The 15,543-nt window shown below is 68.1% G+C and carries 13 protein-coding genes; 10 read left to right on the plus strand and 3 right to left on the minus strand.

The window, feature by feature from the left end:
* Position 1: 1 nt before the first annotated feature.
* On the minus strand, positions 2-1,303 hold the full coding sequence (locus LT948_RS13715; RefSeq protein WP_003160587.1) for a sensor histidine kinase: 1,302 nt from the start codon (positions 1,301-1,303) through the stop codon (positions 2-4).
* A 236-nt stretch (positions 1,304-1,539) separates the two neighbouring features.
* On the opposite strand from LT948_RS13715, the gene LT948_RS13720 reads away from it, so the two are divergent.
* The gene (locus tag LT948_RS13720; RefSeq protein ID WP_003090984.1) at positions 1,540-1,707 is read left to right on the plus strand and encodes a DUF2897 family protein; all 168 of its coding nucleotides are present in this window, start codon (positions 1,540-1,542) and stop codon (positions 1,705-1,707) included.
* A gap of 232 nt (positions 1,708-1,939) precedes the next feature.
* A complete protein-coding gene (locus LT948_RS13725; RefSeq protein WP_003090986.1) occupies positions 1,940-2,704 on the plus strand; it encodes a CPBP family intramembrane glutamic endopeptidase in 765 nt (254 codons plus the stop codon).
* Here LT948_RS13725 and atuR read toward each other — a convergent pair whose 3' ends face one another.
* The gene (atuR, locus tag LT948_RS13730) at positions 2,705-3,328 is read right to left on the minus strand and encodes an atu genes transcriptional repressor AtuR (protein WP_034029520.1); all 624 of its coding nucleotides are present in this window, start codon (positions 3,326-3,328) and stop codon (positions 2,705-2,707) included.
* A gap of 253 nt (positions 3,329-3,581) precedes the next feature.
* On the opposite strand from atuR, the gene LT948_RS13735 reads away from it, so the two are divergent.
* The 8 genes from LT948_RS13735 (at position 3,582) to LT948_RS13770 (ending at position 14,941) form a co-directional block, all read left to right on the plus strand.
* Entirely contained in the window at positions 3,582-5,384 is a 1,803-nt protein-coding gene (locus tag LT948_RS13735) for an acyclic terpene utilization AtuA family protein (protein WP_073657014.1), read from the plus strand.
* A 72-nt stretch (positions 5,385-5,456) separates the two neighbouring features.
* Positions 5,457-6,335, plus strand: a complete 879-nt coding sequence (locus LT948_RS13740; RefSeq protein WP_009313867.1) for an SDR family oxidoreductase — start codon at positions 5,457-5,459, stop codon at positions 6,333-6,335.
* Position 6,336: 1 nt separating this feature from the next.
* Positions 6,337-7,953, plus strand: a complete 1,617-nt coding sequence (atuC, locus tag LT948_RS13745) for a geranyl-CoA carboxylase subunit beta (RefSeq protein WP_003114738.1) — start codon at positions 6,337-6,339, stop codon at positions 7,951-7,953.
* Between the two features lie 116 nt (positions 7,954-8,069).
* Positions 8,070-9,230, plus strand: a complete 1,161-nt coding sequence (atuD, locus tag LT948_RS13750) for a citronellyl-CoA dehydrogenase (protein WP_003101733.1) — start codon at positions 8,070-8,072, stop codon at positions 9,228-9,230.
* 20 nt (positions 9,231-9,250) lie between these two features.
* Positions 9,251-10,045 (plus strand): isohexenylglutaconyl-CoA hydratase, encoded by a 795-nt coding sequence (atuE, locus tag LT948_RS13755; protein ID WP_003119850.1) that lies wholly within the window; start codon positions 9,251-9,253, stop codon positions 10,043-10,045.
* Positions 10,046-10,090: 45 nt separating this feature from the next.
* Complete coding sequence (gene atuF / locus LT948_RS13760) at positions 10,091-12,076, plus strand: geranyl-CoA carboxylase subunit apha (RefSeq protein ID WP_073657013.1); 1,986 nt, start codon at positions 10,091-10,093, stop codon at positions 12,074-12,076.
* A 51-nt stretch (positions 12,077-12,127) separates the two neighbouring features.
* Positions 12,128-12,952, plus strand: coding sequence for an SDR family oxidoreductase (locus LT948_RS13765; protein ID WP_003101741.1), 825 nt, complete (start codon positions 12,128-12,130; stop codon positions 12,950-12,952).
* A 162-nt stretch (positions 12,953-13,114) separates the two neighbouring features.
* A complete protein-coding gene (locus tag LT948_RS13770; RefSeq protein ID WP_003101743.1) occupies positions 13,115-14,941 on the plus strand; it encodes a long-chain-acyl-CoA synthetase in 1,827 nt (608 codons plus the stop codon).
* A gap of 13 nt (positions 14,942-14,954) precedes the next feature.
* On the opposite strand, the gene LT948_RS13775 is transcribed toward LT948_RS13770, so the two are convergent.
* Positions 14,955-15,377 (minus strand): hypothetical protein, encoded by a 423-nt coding sequence (locus LT948_RS13775; RefSeq protein ID WP_003091000.1) that lies wholly within the window; start codon positions 15,375-15,377, stop codon positions 14,955-14,957.
* Between the last annotated feature and the right edge of the window lie 166 nt (positions 15,378-15,543).

The raw sequence follows: 15,543 nt of genomic DNA on the forward strand, positions 1-15,543 counted from the left end.
GTCAGGCGCTCCGTTTCAGTTCGCGGGCCTGCTCTCGCGGCAGGCTGATGAGGAAGCGGGTTCCGCGGCCCGGTTCGGAGGCCACGCGGATGGTCCCGCCATGTTGCTGGATGATCTTGTAGCTGATCGACAGGCCGAGCCCGGTGCCCTGCCCCACCGGCTTGGTGGTGAAGAACGGGTCGAAGATCCGCCCGAGGACCTCGGCGGGCATGCCCTTGCCGTTGTCCTGCACGGAGAGGAACACCTGGCGCTCGTCGGCCCAGCTCTTCAGCAGGATGCGACCGAAACGCTCCATGGCCTGCGCGGCGTTGGTCAGCAGGTTCAGCAGCACCTGGTTGATCTGCGACGGCGCGCAGGCGATAAGCGGCAGCTCGCCAAGCTGGCTGCTGATCTCGGCCTTGTCCTTGATGGCGGTGCGGGCGATCAGCACGGCGTTGCGCACGCAGTCGTTGAGGTCGACCTCCTCGCTGAAGGCGCGGTCCAGGCGGGCGAAGTCCTTGAGCCCGGAAACCAGCTCGCCGATCTGACCGAGGCCGTAGCGGGTATCGACGAACAACTGCCGCAGGTCCTCGCGCAACTGTTCGACGGCGGCCTCGCGGCGCACCGCGTCGGCCGCCTGCAGCGCCTGCGCCAGGCGCGCTTCGTCGCACTGCGGGTCGCCCAGGCAGTCGACCAGCGCCGCCTGGGCATCGGCCAGGCGCAACAAGGGATCGCTCAGCTCCTCCAGCAGCGCCAGGTTGTTGCCGACGTAGCCGAGCGGCGTGTTCAGCTCGTGTGCGACCCCGGCCACCATCTGCCCGAGCGAAGCCATCTTTTCCGACTGCACCAGTTGCGCCTGGGACTCCTTGAGGTCCACCAGCGCCTTGCGCAGCACCCGGTTGCGCTGGGCGATGCGCGCCTCCATGGCCTTCAGCAGGTCGAGCACGGTGCCCAGGCCACGGTAGCGGCCCTCTTCGTCGACCAGGGCGAAGTCCTCGGTGATCGGATACTGCAGGCGACCGGTGACCTGCTGCGCCGCCTCTTCCAGGCTGGCGCCGAGGGAGACGCTGAGGGGCGCCCGGTTCATGACGTCGCGCACCGGATGGCGGCCCCAGAGGTCGCGGCCGAAACGCTGCATGAAGATGTCCTGGAGGGTGTAGCGGCTGACCAGGCCGAGGACCCGGCGCTCGTCGTCGACCACCGGCAGCGAGAGGAAGGCACGGTGCTCCGGCATCAGCAGGCGGTCGGCGACGTCGCTGATGCTCATCGCCGGAGTCAGGGGTTCCACCGGGCGCAACAGACGGGACAACGCGCTCGGAGACATCGGCAACCTCTCGCTGGCAGGCCCGGACGGGGCAATGAAGGGATACCCGCCAGTTAAGCAATGTCAGATTGCCAACATGTGACAGGCATCACGCCGACCAGGCTCAGCGCTTTCTCCGCCCGCAACTTCCAAGCGCCGCCGGGAGTCTCAACCACAGGACCTCGCGCCGGAACGTTGCCTGACAGAAAGGCAAACCCGGCGTATGGTGAACATTCATATCGATGAGGGAGAACAACATGCCCTGGTACGCCTGGTTGATCATCGTCCTCGCCCTGGGCTCCATCGTCGGCGGACTCCTGCTGCTGCGCGACTCGGCGAAGAAGCTGCCGTTGAGCGAGGAACAGCTCAAACGCATCCATGAACGCAACGCCGAGCTGGACGCGCAGGAGGCGAAGGACCGCTGAACCTATTGGCCTGCCGGCGGGTCACTAGGTCTCGTAGGAAAACCCCGGCGGGCGAAAAACCGGCGAGGCGAAGGCTCGCGTGGCGGAGTCATGCGGGCCGCGCGTGGTTTTTCCTGCGCAACCTGGGGTTCGTTCCCCGTGTGTTTCCCTCTGGCAGAAGGTCCGTTCCTTGCGCTTTTCCCATCCGCGGGTCGAAATGCCTTTAGAATCCCTCCTTTAAACGGGAGGCTGCATGCTCGGGCGTCTGATACCGCTTCTACCCATTCTGTTCCTGCTCGGGGGCTTCTTCACCGGGCACATCGCGCTGCTGACGGCGGTCATCGTCCTGCTCTACATCATCTGGGTGACCTACGCCGAACGCTGGCTGCCGACCCTGCTCTGGTGGCCGGTGAGCCTCGCCGCCAGCGCCCTGATCGCCATCCACTACCTGCCCGGCTTCATTCCCCTGCGCCTGTTCCCCTGGGACCTGGCCAGCGCCAGCCCGCCGATCCAGATGATCTGGCTGCCCTGGGACAAGGCCCTGGTCGCCCTTACCCTGCTCGCCTGGTGGCTGCGCCGGCCGAAGCAGCCGCTGGTGTCGCTGGATATCACCGCGCTGGCCTTCTGCCTGACCTTCTTCGTGGTGCCGCTGCTGTCGATCATGACCAATGCCGCGAGCTGGCAGCCGAAGTGGCCGGATGCCTTCTGGTGGTGGCTGGTACTGAACGTCGGGGTGGTCTCCCTGGCCGAGGAGGCGTTCTTCCGCGGCCTGCTGCAAAGCCAGTTGATCCGCTGGTTCGGCGCCTGGCCGGGAATCATCGTCGCGACCCTCGCCTACGCCGCGCTGCACCTGCTGGTGAACCCGGTGTACGCGCTGCTGGCCGGGATCGCCGGGCTGGGCTACGGCATGGTCCTGCACTTCAGCGGGCGGCTGTCCCTGGCGGTGCTGCTGCACGCTTCGATCAACACCCTGCACTTCCTCCTGCTGAGCTACCCGTTCCGCCTGATCTCCGAGTGATCAGGCGTTCTTGATCACCAGCGCCAGGGCCTCCTCGGCGAGCTGGTCGAGACTCATCGGTCCTTCCGGACGGAACCAGGTGGTGGTCCAGGACAGCGCGCCGGTGAGGAAGCGCCGCAGGATGAACGGATCGCCCTGGCAGTAGCCGGCCAGCCGCGCCTCCCCCAGCACGTCGAGCCACATCTGCTCGTAGATGTCGCGCAGGCCGAGGATGTACGCCTGGCCGTCGGCGGACAGCGAGCGCCACTCGTAGACCAGCACCGCCATCGCCTCGCCGGTGCCGCCCATGATCGATTGCAGCTCGCAGCGGATCAGTCCCAGCACCCGCTCGCGCAGGTCCTCGGCGTCGGCCAGGGCGGCGCGCATCAGGGCGGTGTTGTAGAGGATGGTCTCTTCCATCACCGAGCGCAGGATCTCGTCCTTGCTCTTGAAGTGATGGAAGATGCTGCCCGACTGGATGCCCACCGCGCTGGCCAGGTCGCGCACCGTGGTGCGTTCGTAGCCTTTGCTGCGGAACAGGTGGGCGGCGGTCTGCAGCAGCTTGCCGCGGGCGCTTTCCGGATCGGTGAGCTGTCCGGTAGCCACCAGCTCCAGCATCACTTCCCGGGCTTTCTGATCGTCCAACGCTGAGTACCCCTTTTCCGGATCGTCGGCGGCTCGGTGCCGCTCATCCGCGCGCCCGGCCGCTCCGTATTTGCCGACCGGCCTCGGGATTGCCCCGCAAGTGTTTGTCGGCATTCATGAAATGTATGCCTGCGAAGACGACCGAGCAAGCGCTTGGGTAACAGCCGAGAACGGATTTGTTTCTGCCCTCTTCTCAACCAAGCGCTTGCTTGGTAATGTCGCCCCACACTTCCGCCGTCACGGGTCAAGAACAATGCAAAAGACCGTACGCATCGGCTGCGCCTCGGCCTTCTGGGGCGACACCTGCACCGCGGCCGCGCAGCTGGTGCGCGGCGCGCCGCTGGACTACCTGGTGTTCGACTACCTGGCCGAGATCACCATGTCGATCATGGCCGGCGCCCGCCTGAAACAGCCGGACGCCGGCTACGCCACCGATTTCGTCGAGGTCCTCGCACCGCTGCTGGGCGAGATCGCCGAGAAGAAGATCCGCGTCATCAGCAACGCTGGCGGGATCAATCCGCAGGCCTGTGCCGCCGCCCTCGCCGCGGCCTGCGAGAAGGCCGGGGTGCAGTTGAAGATCGCCGTGCTCCATGGCGACAACCTGCAAGCGCGCCAGGCCGAACTGGCCAAGTCCGGCATCCGCGAGATGTTCAGCGACGCGCCTTTCCCGTCGATGTGCGTCTCGCTCAACGCCTACCTCGGCGCGCCGGGCATCGTCGAGGCCCTGCGCCTGGGCGCGGACATCGTGATCACCGGCCGGGTGGTCGACAGCGCGGTGGTCAGCGCCGCCCTGGTGCACGAGTTCGGCTGGGCCTGGGACGACTACGACCGACTGGCCCAGGCCGCCCTCGCCGGGCACATCGTCGAATGCGGCGCGCAATGCACCGGCGGCAATTTCACCGACTGGGAGCAGGTGCCGGACTACGAGCACATCGGCTTCCCCATCGTCGAGGTCGAGGCCGACGGGCGCTTCGTAGTGACCAAGGCGCCCGGCACCGGTGGCCTGGTCAGCGAACTGAGCGTCGGCGAACAGATGCTCTACGAGATCGGCGACCCACGCGCCTACCTGCTGCCCGACGTGGTCTGCGACTTCACCGAGGTGCGCCTGCGCCAGGCCGGTCCCGACCGGGTCGCGGTGGAAGGCGCGCGCGGCCTGCCGCCCACCGACCGGTACAAGGTCAGCGCCACCTATCCGGACGGTTTCCGCTGCACCGCCAGTTGCCTGATCGCCGGCATCGATGCGCTGAAGAAGGCCGAGCGGGTCAGCCAGGCGATCATCGCCAGGACCGAGGAAATCTTCGCCGAGCGCGGCTGGGAGCCCTACCGCGAGGTCAATGTCGAACTGCTCGGCAGCGAAGCCACCTATGGTCCCCATGGGCGACGGCAGGACAGCCGCGAAGTGGTGGTCAAGCTGGCCGTCCGGCATCCGCGCAAGGAAGCCCTGGTGCTGTTCTCCCGCGAGATCGCCCAGGCCGCCACCGGGATGGCGCCCGGCCTGACCGGCATCGTCGGCGGCCGGCCGACGGTGTATCCGGTGATCCGCCTGTTCTCTTTCCTGATCGACAAGGCGCAATGCGCGTTGAGCGTGGAGATCGACGGCCAGCGCCATCCGCTGGAACTGCCGGTCCTCGAAGCCTTCGACCCGGCACGATTGGCCGAGGCGCGCCAGCCTCCACGCCCGGAGCAGCCCGCCAGCGCCAGCGTGCCGCTGGTGAAGCTGGCGGTGGCGCGCTCCGGCGACAAGGGCAACCACAGCAACATCGGGGTCATGGCGCGGCGTCCGGAGTACCTGCCGTGGATCGCCGAGGCGCTGGAGGAAGGCGCGGTGGTGGACTGGATGCAGCATGTGCTCGACCCGCAGACCGGCCGGGTCGGCCGCTGGTACCTGCCGGGCAGCCACAGCCTGAACTTCCTGCTGGAGAACGCCCTCGGCGGCGGCGGCGTCGCCAGCCTGCGCATCGACCCGCAGGGCAAGGCCTTCGCCCAGCAGTTGCTGGAGTTCCCGGTGGCGGTGCCGCAGGCGCTCGCCGACGCGCTGGAAACGCAGGGCAGATAACCACGACCAGGAACGACGAATGCGGCGTTCCGCTGCAACCACCCCACGGGATTCATCGGAGTCACCAGAACAATGAGCTACGACTCGATCTTCCGACCTGGCCTGTTCGACGGCCAGACCATCATCGTCACCGGCGGCGGCAGTGGCATCGGCCGCTGCACCGCCCATGAACTGGCGGCCCTCGGCGCCCACGTGGTGCTGGTCGGACGCAAGGCGGAAAAGCTGGAGAAGACCGCCGGCGAGATCGTCGAAGACGGCGGCAGCGTCAGCTGGCACGCCTGCGACATCCGCGAGGAGGAAGCGGTGAAGACGCTGGTGGCGAATATCCTGGCCGAACGCGGGACCATCCATCACCTGGTCAACAACGCCGGCGGCCAGTATCCCTCGCCCCTCGCCTCGATCAGCCAGAAGGGCTTCGAGACCGTGCTCCGCACCAACCTGGTCGGCGGCTTCCTGGTCGCCCGCGAAGTGTTCAACCAGTCGATGAGCAAGACCGGCGGCAGCATAGTCAACATGCTCGCCGACATGTGGGGCGGCATGCCCGGCATGGGTCACTCCGGCGCCGCGCGCTCCGGCATGGAGAATTTCACCAGGACCGCCGCCGTCGAGTGGGGCCATGCCGGCGTGCGGGTCAACGCGGTGGCGCCGGGCTGGATCGCGTCCAGCGGCATGGATACCTACGAAGGCGCGTTCAAGGCGGTGATCCCGACCCTGCGCGAGCACGTGCCGCTCAAGCGCATCGGCAGCGAGTCGGAAGTCGCCGCCGCCATCGTCTTCCTGCTCTCCCCCGGCGCCGCCTTCGTCAGCGGCAACACGATCCGCATCGACGGCGCCGCCAGCCAGGGCAGCCGCGCCTTCCCGCTGCTCAAGGGCAAGCCGGGACAGAGCCGCGCGTACAACGGCTTCCACCGCGCCTACCTGCCCGACGTGCTGAAGGACCAGGAGGACTGACATGCCCGCGATCCAGTCGGAACTCGACGTCAACGGCGAGGACTTCGCCCGTAACCGCGAGGCCATGCTCGCCGCCGTGGCCGGCTTCCGCGAATTGGAGCAGAAGGTCCTGGACAAGGCCGCCGAGGCCAGGCCGAAGTTCGAGAAACGCGGACAACTGCTGCCGCGCGAACGCCTGGCGTTGCTGCTCGATCCGGGCGCGCCGTTCCTCGAACTGTCCTCGCTGGCCGGCTACAAGCTGCACGACGACAAGGACGGCACCCAGGCCGGCGGCGGGATCATCGCCGGGATCGGCTACATCGCCGGGGTGCGCTGCCTGGTCAGTGCCAGCAACAGCGCGATCAAGGGCGGCACCATCTCCCCGACCGGGCTGAAGAAGACCCTGCGCCTGCAGCAGATCGCCATGGAGAACAAGCTGCCGGTGGTGACCCTCACCGAAAGCGGCGGCGCCAACCTCAACTATGCGGCGGAGATCTTCGTCGAAGGTGCGCGCGGCTTCGCCAACCAGGCGCGGATCTCCGCCATGGGCATTCCCCAGGTCACCGTGGTGCATGGTTCCAGCACCGCCGGCGGTGCCTACCAGCCGGGGCTGTCGGACTACGTGGTGGTGGTGCGCGGCAAGGCCAAGATGTTCCTCGCCGGGCCGCCGTTGCTCAAGGCCGCCACCGGCGAGATCGCCAGCGACGAGGAACTCGGCGGAGCCGAACTGCACGCGCAGGTCGCCGGCACCGCGGAATACCTGGCGGAAAACGACGCCGACGGCGTGCGCCTGGCCCGCGAGATCGTCGGCATGTTGCCGTGGAACGCACAACTGCCGGCGCGCCCGGCGCGTTCCTGGCGCGAACCGCTGTACCCGGTGGAGGAGCTGCTCGGGGTGGTTCCGGCCGACCCGAAGAAGCCCTACGACGTCCGCGAGATCGTCGCGCGCATCGCCGACGGCTCCGAGTTCCTCGACTTCAAGAACGAGTTCGACGGCCAGACCGTCTGCGGCCACCTGCGCATCGAGGGCCACGCCTGCGGCCTGATCGGCAACAACGGACCGATCACCCCGCAGGGCGCGGCCAAGGCGGCGCAATTCATCCAGCTCTGCGAACAGAGCAACACGCCGCTGCTGTTCCTGCACAACACCACCGGCTTCATGGTCGGCACCGAGTCGGAGCGCCAGGGCGTGATCAAGCACGGCTCGAAGATGATCCAGGCGGTGGCCAACGCCCGCGTGCCCAAGCTGACCCTGGTGGTCGGCGGCTCCTACGGCGCCGGCAACTACGCGATGTGCGGACGCGGCCTCGACCCGCGCTTCATCTTCGCCTGGCCGAACAGTCGCACCGCGGTGATGGGCGGTGCCCAGGCCGGCAAGGTGCTGCGCATCGTCACCGAGGAGAAACACGCCAAGGAAGGCAAGGAAGCCGATCCGAAGATGCTCGAGATGCTGGAAACCGTCACCGCGCAGAAGCTCGACAGCCAGTCCACCGCGCTCTACGGCACCGCCAGCCTGTGGGACGACGGCCTGGTCGACCCGCGCGACAGCCGCAGGCTGCTCGGCTACCTGCTGGATATCTGCGCGGAAGCCGAGGCGCGGCCGCTGAAGGGCAACAGCTTCGGGGTCGCGAGGTTCTGACTGCAACAGGCGAGCCGGCGACAGCCCCTCTCCCCGCTCTCCCTGAAGGAAGAGGGTTGGGAGAGAGCAAGCGGATCCTGCCGGAAAACAATGATGCCCAGGAGGAAAGACAACCCATGATCTTCACCCAGGAACACGAGGAACTCCGCCGCACCGTTCGCAGCTTCGTCGAGCGGGAAATCAACCCCAACGTCGACCAGTGGGAAAAGGACGGCCGCTTCCCGATCCACGAGATCTTCCGCAAGGCCGGCGAACTCGGCCTGCTGGGCATCTCCAAGCCGGAGAAGTTCGGCGGCATGGGCCTGGACTACAGCTACTCGATCGTCGCCGCCGAGGAATTCGGCAGCATCACCTGCGGCGGCATCCCGATGGCCATCGGCGTGCAGACCGACATGTGCACCCCGGCCCTGGCCCGCTTCGGTTCCGACGAGTTGCGCGAGGAGTTCCTCCGCCCGGCCATCGCCGGCGAGATGGTCGGCTGCATCGGCGTCTCCGAGGTCGGCGCCGGCTCCGACGTCGCCGGCCTGAAGACCACCGCGCGCAAGGACGGCGACGACTATGTGATCAACGGCAGCAAGATGTGGATCACCAACTCGCCGTCGGCCGACTTCATGTGCCTGCTCGCCAATACCTCCGACGACAAGCCGCACGTCAACAAGTCGCTGATCGTGGTCCCGATGAAGACCCCGGGCATTACCCTCAGCCCGCACCTGGACAAGCTCGGCATGCGCAGTTCGGAGACCGCCCAGGTGTTCTTCGATAACGTCCGCGTACCGCAGCGCAACCGCATCGGCGCGGAAGGCGCCGGCTTCATGATGCAGATGCTGCAGTTCCAGGAAGAACGGCTGTTCGGCGCGGCCAACATGATCAAGGGCCTGGAGCACTGCATCGACGTCACCATCGAGTATTGCAAGGAGCGCAGGACCTTCGGCCAGCCGCTGATCGACAACCAGGTCATCCACTTCCGCATGGCCGAGATGATGACCGAGGTCGAGGCGCTGCGCGCCCTGGTCTACCAGGCCACCGAGCTGTACGTGAAAGGCAGGGACGTGACGCGCCTGGCTTCCATGGCCAAGCTCAAGGCCGGCCGCCTCGGCCGCGAGGTCAGCGACGCCTGCCTGCAGTACTGGGGCGGCATGGGCTTCATGTGGGACAACCCGGTCTCCCGCGCCTACCGCGACACCCGCCTGGTATCCATCGGCGGCGGTGCCGACGAGATCATGCTCGGCATCATCTGCAAGCTGATGGGCATCCTGCCGGGCAAGAAGAAAGGCTGACGTTCCAGGAGGAAACCGGCATGAGCCTGCCGCATTGCGAGACCCTGCTGCTGGAACCCGTCGAGGGCGTCCTGCGGATCACCCTGAACCGCCCGCAAAGCCGCAACGCCATGAGCCTGGCGATGGTCGGCGAACTGCGCGCGGTGCTCGCCGCCGTGCGCGACGACCGTAGCGTGCGGGCGCTGGTGCTGCGCGGCGCCGGCGGGCACTTCTGCGCCGGCGGCGACATCAAGGACATGGCCGGTGCCCGCGCCGCCGGGGCGGAAGCCTACCGCACGCTGAACCGCGCCTTCGGCAGCCTGCTGGAGGAAGCCCAGGCCGCCCCGCAACTGCTGGTGGCGCTGGTGGAAGGCGCGGTGCTCGGCGGCGGTTTCGGCCTGGCCTGCGTGTCGGACGTAGCGATCGCCGCCGCCGATGCGCAGTTCGGCCTGCCGGAAACCAGCCTCGGCATTCTCCCGGCGCAGATCGCGCCTTTCGTGGTCCGCCGCATCGGCCTGACCCAGGCCCGCCGCCTGGCCCTCACCGCCGCCCGCTTCGACGGCCGCGAGGCGCTGCGCCTGGGCCTGGTGCATTTCTGCGAGGCCGACGCCGATGCCCTCGAACAGCGCCTGGAGGAAACCCTCGAGCAACTGCGCCGCTGCGCGCCGAACGCCAACGCCGCCACCAAGGCCCTGCTGCTGGCCAGCGAAAGCGGCGAACTCGGCGCTCTGCTGGACGATGCGGCGCGCCAGTTCGCCGAAGCGGTGGGCGGCGCCGAAGGCAGCGAAGGCACCCTGGCCTTCGTACAGAAACGCAAGCCGGTCTGGGCCCAGTGAGCCACGACCGCGAAACAGGGCAACAGCCTCCAGGAGCCGAACGACATGCCCAGCTTCAACAAGATCCTCGTCGCCAACCGCGGTGAAATCGCCTGCCGGGTGCTGCGCACCGCCCATGAACTGGGCTACCGCAGCGTCGCCGTGTACAGCGAGGCGGACGCCGACGCCCGCCATGTGCAACTGGCCGACGAGGCCGTGTGCATCGGCCCGGCAGCGGTGGCGCAGTCCTACCTGAACCTCGAGGCGATCCTCGACGCCGCCCGTCGCAGCGGCGCCGAGGCGATCCACCCCGGCTACGGCTTCCTCTCCGAGAACGCCGAGTTCGCCCGTGCCTGCGAAGCCGCCGGGATCGTCTTCATCGGCCCGGATGCGGAAGCCATCCACCTGATGGGCAGCAAGCGCCTGTCGAAGATCGCCATGCTCGCCGCCGGGGTGCCGTGCATCCCCGGCTACGAAGGCGCCGAACAGGACGACGCGACCCTGCGGCGCGAGGCCGAACGCATCGGCTACCCGCTGATGATCAAGGCCAGCGCCGGCGGTGGCGGCCGCGGCATGCGCCTGGTGCAGGAACCCGGCCAACTGCTGGAACAGTTGCGCACCGCGCGCTCGGAAGCGCTGGGCGCCTTCGGCAGCGCCGAGCTGATCCTGGAGAGGGCCGTGCCGCGCCCGCGCCACGTGGAGATCCAGGTGTTCGGCGACCGCCACGGCAACCTGCTCTACCTCGGCGAACGCGACTGCTCGGTGCAGCGCCGCCACCAGAAGGTCATCGAGGAAGCCCCCTGCCCGGTGCTCGATGCCGACCTGCGTCGCGCCATGGGCGAGGCGGCGGTGAAGGCCGCGGCCTCGGTCAACTACGTGGGCGCCGGCACCGTCGAGTTTCTTCTCGGCGAGGATGGTCGCTTCTACTTCCTGGAGATGAATACCCGCCTGCAGGTCGAACACCCGGTCACCGAACTGGTCACCGGCCAGGACCTGGTGGCCTGGCAGATCCGCGTCGCCGAGGGCCATCCGCTGCCGCTGCGGCAGGAACAGGTGGAACTGCGCGGGCACGCCATCGAGGTCCGCCTCTACGCCGAGGACGCCGGTCGCGGCTTCCTGCCGCAGACCGGCACGGTGCTGCGCTGGGACCCGGAACTGCTGCCCGGCGTACGCATCGACCATGGCCTGGTCGAGGGGCAGGCGGTGACGCCCTTCTACGACCCGATGCTAGCCAAGCTGATCGCCTACGGGGCGACCCGCGACGAAGCCCGGCGCAAGCTGATCCGCGCGCTGGAGCGCTGCGTGCTGCTGGGGGTCGACGGCAACCAGCGGTTCCTCGCCAACCTCCTGGCGCATCCGGACTTCGCCGCCGGCGAGGCGACCACCGCCTTCATCGGCGAACGCTTCGCCGAAGACCCCAGCCTGCAACCGCGCCAACCGGGCACCGAGGAACTGGCCCTGGCCGCCGCCCTGCTCTACCAGGCCGGCGCCGAGGCCAGTGCGCACCAGCCCGGCCTGGCCGGCTGGCGCAGCGCCGCCGGGGCACCGTGGAAGATCGTCCTGAAGCACGCCGAACAGCGCCTGGAGATCGGCCTGGAGGTCCTCGAAAGCGGTCGTCGGCCGCGACTGCTGGCGCGCCTGGAGCGACGCGAGATCGCCGTGCGCCTGCTCGACTGCGACGGACGCTGGACCAGCGCCGAACTCGACGGCATTCGCCGTCGCCACGCCTACCACCTGGACGGCGGGCGCCTCTGGCTATACGGCCACGGCGGCAACCTCGAACTGCTCGACGTCACCCACGCCGGCGCCAGCGCCCAGGTCGGCGCCAGTTCCGGCACGCTCAAGGCGCCGATGGACGGCGCCATCGTCGAGGTGCTGGTCGGCGAGGGCGAACGGGTCGGCAAGGGCCAACTGCTTCTGGTACTGGAGGCAATGAAGATGGAACACCCGCTGAAGGCCGGAGTCGACGGCGTGGTCCGCCGCGTCCAGGTCGGCCGTGGCGAGCAGGTACGCAACCGGCAGGTGCTGGTCGAGGTGGAAGCCGACGCCTGAGACAACCCGCCGCTCATCCGCAACGACAACGACAAGAAAACGGAGACGCCCATGTCACTGCACGGCAAGACCCTGTTCATCACCGGCGCCAGCCGCGGCATCGGCCGGGAGATAGCCCTGCGCGCCGCGCGCGATGGCGCCAACCTGGTGATCGCGGCGAAGAGCGCCGAGCCGCATCCGAAGCTGGAAGGCACCATCTTCAGCGTCGCCGCCGAGGTCGAGGCCGCCGGCGGCCAGGCCCTGCCGCTGCAACTCGACGTGCGCGACGAGCAGGCCGTGGCGGCGGCCATGGCCCGCGCCGCCGAACGCTTCGGCGGGATCGACGCGCTGGTCAACAACGCCGGGGCGATCCGCCTGGTCGGGGTGGAAAAGCTGGAGCCCAAGCGCTTCGACCTGATGTACCAGATCAACACCCGCGCGGTGCTGGTCTGCAGCCAGGCCGCCCTGCCCTACCTGCGCAGGAGCGCCAACGGCCACATCCTCAGCCTGTCGCCGCCGATCAACCTGGCCGGCAGGTGGTTCGCCCAGCACGGCCCCTACACGGTCACCAAGTACGGAATGAGCATGCTTACCCTGGGGATGCACGAGGAGTTCGGGAAATACGCCATCAGCGTCAACGCGCTGTGGCCGAAGACCATGATCGCCACCGCCGCCATCGAGTTCGAGCTGGGCAGCCGTGACGCCTTCCGCCGCGCGCGCACCCCGGCGATCATGGCCGACGCCGCGCACGCCATTCTCACCAGCGAGGGGCGCAGCCTCAGCGGGCGCCTGCTGGTCGACGAGGAATTGCTGCGCGAGCGCGGCCAGAGCGATTTCGAGCAGTACCGCTACGACCCGGAGGGTGGCGCGCTGGTGCCCGACCTGTTCCTCGACTGAGGTCTCCGACGAAAGGCGCGCGGTGCTCTGCGGCGGGCTTCCGGGCTATTTGCCGAAGTGCCCCGGGGCGACCGCGCAACGGTCATAGCCGAGGCGGCGGCTGCGGTCTAGAGTCGCGGGAGCGTCCTACGCCCCGCACAACAACGACAAAGCGCGAGAGCCATGACCCACGCCGACCTGATCACTTTCAACCGTTTCGTTGCCCGCCTGCCTGCCACCTTCGGCCGCGTGCCGCGCATGCTGCGCGGCCTGTACTACACCGCGATCCGTAACCGCGAGAAGAGCCTGTCCCTGGGCTGGGCGCTGGAGCGCGCGGCACGCCTGTACCCGGACAACCCGGCGGTGCTCGACGGCCAGCGGCGGATCAGCTACGCCCTGTTCAACGGCTGGGCCAATCGCCTGGCGCGCGCCTTCAAGGCCGAGGGCGTAGGCCACGGCAGCGTGGTCGCGGTGATGCTGGAGAACCGCGTCGAGCTGCTGGCGATCCTCGCCGCCCTGGCCAAGCTCGGCGCCATCGGCGCACTGGTCAACACCACCCAGCGCGGCAAGGTCCTGGTGCACAGCCTGAACCTGGTGAAGCCCGGCCACTTCGTGGTCGGCGAAGAGTTGCGCGAGGTGTTCGAGGAAGTCCGCCAGGAGGTGCTCGGCAACGCCGGCCATTGCTACTGGGTCGACGACGGCGACACCCTCGGCGATCCCGGCTCGCCGCCGATGGGCTGGCGCAACCTGATGCGCCTGGCCCAGGGACAGACCTCGGAGAACCTCGAGGACACCGGCAGGGTGCGGCTCAAGGACTCCTGCTTCTACATCTACACCTCCGGCACCACCGGCCTGCCGAAAGCCTCGATCATGAGCCACGGCAAGTGGATCAAGGCCTACGGCGGCTTCGGCCATTCCGGCCTGGGCCTGGGCCGCGACGACGTGCTCTACCTGACCCTGCCCTGCTACCACAACAACGCCGTGACCGTCTGCTGGAGCGCGGCGCTCGCCGGCGGCGCGGCCATGGCCCTGCGCCGCAAGTTCTCCGCCAGCGGTTTCTGGAAGGACGTGCAGCACTACCGGGCGACCTGCTTCGGCTACATCGGCGAACTCTGCCGCTACCTGCTGAACCAGCCGCCGTGCGCCGAGGAACGCGGCAATAGCCTGACCTGCATGATCGGCAACGGCCTGCGCCCGTCGATCTGGGCCGAGTTCAAGCAACGCTTCGAGATCCAGCGGATCACCGAGTTCTACGCTTCCAGCGAAGGCAACATCGGCTTCACCAACGTATTCAATTTCGACAATACGGTGGGCTTCTCCCCAGCCACCTACGCCATCGTCCGCTACGACCTGGAGAACGACCGCCCGGTGCGCGACGCCAAGGGCTTCATGGAGAAGGTCGGCAAGGGCGAGGTCGGCCTGCTGATCAGCGAGATCAGCGCGAAGTGGCCGTTCGACGGCTACACCGATCCGGCCAAGAGCGAAGCGGTGATCCTCCGCGACGTGTTCAAGAAGGGCGACGCCTGGTTCAACACCGGCGACCTGATGCGCGACATCGGTTTCAAGCACACCCAGTTCGTCGACCGTCTCGGCGACACCTTCCGCTGGAAGGGCGAGAACGTTTCCACCACCGAGGTGGAAAACGCCCTCGGCGCCTTCGACGGGGTCGAGGATGCGGTGGTCTACGGCGTGGAGATTCCCGGCACCAACGGCCGCTGCGGGATGGCCGCACTGCGCCTGGCCGATGGCGTCGAACTGGACCGCGAGGCCCTCGCCGCGCACCTCGACCGCGAGTTGCCGGCCTATGCCACGCCGGTGTTCCTGCGCCTGCTGCGCGAAGTCGAGACCACCGGCACCTTCAAGTACAAGAAGACCGACCTCAAGCGCGACGCCTACGATCCCGCGCGGGTGAGCGACAAACTCTTCGTCAGGTTGCCCGGCAGCGCCGGCTACCAGCCGTTGGACGCGGAGCTGTACCAGGCGTTGCAGGAGCAGCGCTACCGCTTCTGAGCGCCGGGGCGGCCTACTGGCGGAACTCGAACTGCAACTCGGCCCCTTCCAGGGGCCGCGACACGCCCAGTTCGCGGTCGCGATAGAGCAACTGGCCGTTGAGGCGGAAGTCGCTGTCGTCCTTTTCCTCGAACATCGGCGGCAACAGCGGCTTGGGCTTATGGGTCTCTTCCGTGCCGGGCGGCGCCATCTTCTGCACCAGTTCCTTCGGCAGGCGCAGGTCCAGCTTGGCGCTCGGCAGCGGCTTGCGCACCTCGGGGTCGAGACGAGCGGTGGAAGCGCGCTTCGCCGGCGCCGGCTTGTCCTTGGCGACCGGCCTGCTGGCCGGCTTCGGCGGCGCAGCCGCAGGCTTCGGCTTGGCCGGCGGCTTGGGTTCGGCAACCTGCTCCGCGGCTGGCGCGACCTTCTTCGAAGCTGTTTTCGGCGCGGCAGGCACGGCAGGCGCTGGCTCCGCTCGTGCAGGCTTCACTGGCTTGGCAGGGGCGCGCTGCTCCTGCGGCGGTGCTTCCGGGGCTTTCTTTTCCGGTGCCTTGGAGCCGTCATCACAGGCCGCCAGGAAGCAACCGAAAAGAACAACGACGCAAATTCGGCAAAGACGTTTC

It is taken from the genome of Pseudomonas sp. CP-1, from assembly GCF_021213715.1.
Taxonomy (GTDB): domain Bacteria; phylum Pseudomonadota; class Gammaproteobacteria; order Pseudomonadales; family Pseudomonadaceae; genus Pseudomonas; species Pseudomonas aeruginosa.

Excerpts from the sequence above, each read along its gene's own strand:
- LT948_RS13715 (WP_003160587.1), bottom strand. The coding sequence starts at position 1,303 with ATGTCTCCGAGCGCGTTGTCCCGTCTGTTGCGCCCGGTGGAACCCCTG.
- atuE (WP_003119850.1), top strand. The coding sequence starts at position 9,251 with ATGAGCCTGCCGCATTGCGAGACCCTGCTGCTGGAACCCGTCGAGGGC.
- LT948_RS13725 (WP_003090986.1), top strand. The coding sequence starts at position 1,940 with ATGCTCGGGCGTCTGATACCGCTTCTACCCATTCTGTTCCTGCTCGGG.
- LT948_RS13770 (WP_003101743.1), top strand. The coding sequence starts at position 13,115 with ATGACCCACGCCGACCTGATCACTTTCAACCGTTTCGTTGCCCGCCTG.
- atuC (WP_003114738.1), top strand. The coding sequence starts at position 6,337 with ATGCCCGCGATCCAGTCGGAACTCGACGTCAACGGCGAGGACTTCGCC.
- atuF (WP_073657013.1), top strand. The coding sequence starts at position 10,091 with ATGCCCAGCTTCAACAAGATCCTCGTCGCCAACCGCGGTGAAATCGCC.
- atuD (WP_003101733.1), top strand. The coding sequence starts at position 8,070 with ATGATCTTCACCCAGGAACACGAGGAACTCCGCCGCACCGTTCGCAGC.
- LT948_RS13735 (WP_073657014.1), top strand. The coding sequence starts at position 3,582 with ATGCAAAAGACCGTACGCATCGGCTGCGCCTCGGCCTTCTGGGGCGAC.
- LT948_RS13765 (WP_003101741.1), top strand. The coding sequence starts at position 12,128 with ATGTCACTGCACGGCAAGACCCTGTTCATCACCGGCGCCAGCCGCGGC.
- LT948_RS13720 (WP_003090984.1), top strand. The coding sequence starts at position 1,540 with ATGCCCTGGTACGCCTGGTTGATCATCGTCCTCGCCCTGGGCTCCATC.
- LT948_RS13740 (WP_009313867.1), top strand. The coding sequence starts at position 5,457 with ATGAGCTACGACTCGATCTTCCGACCTGGCCTGTTCGACGGCCAGACC.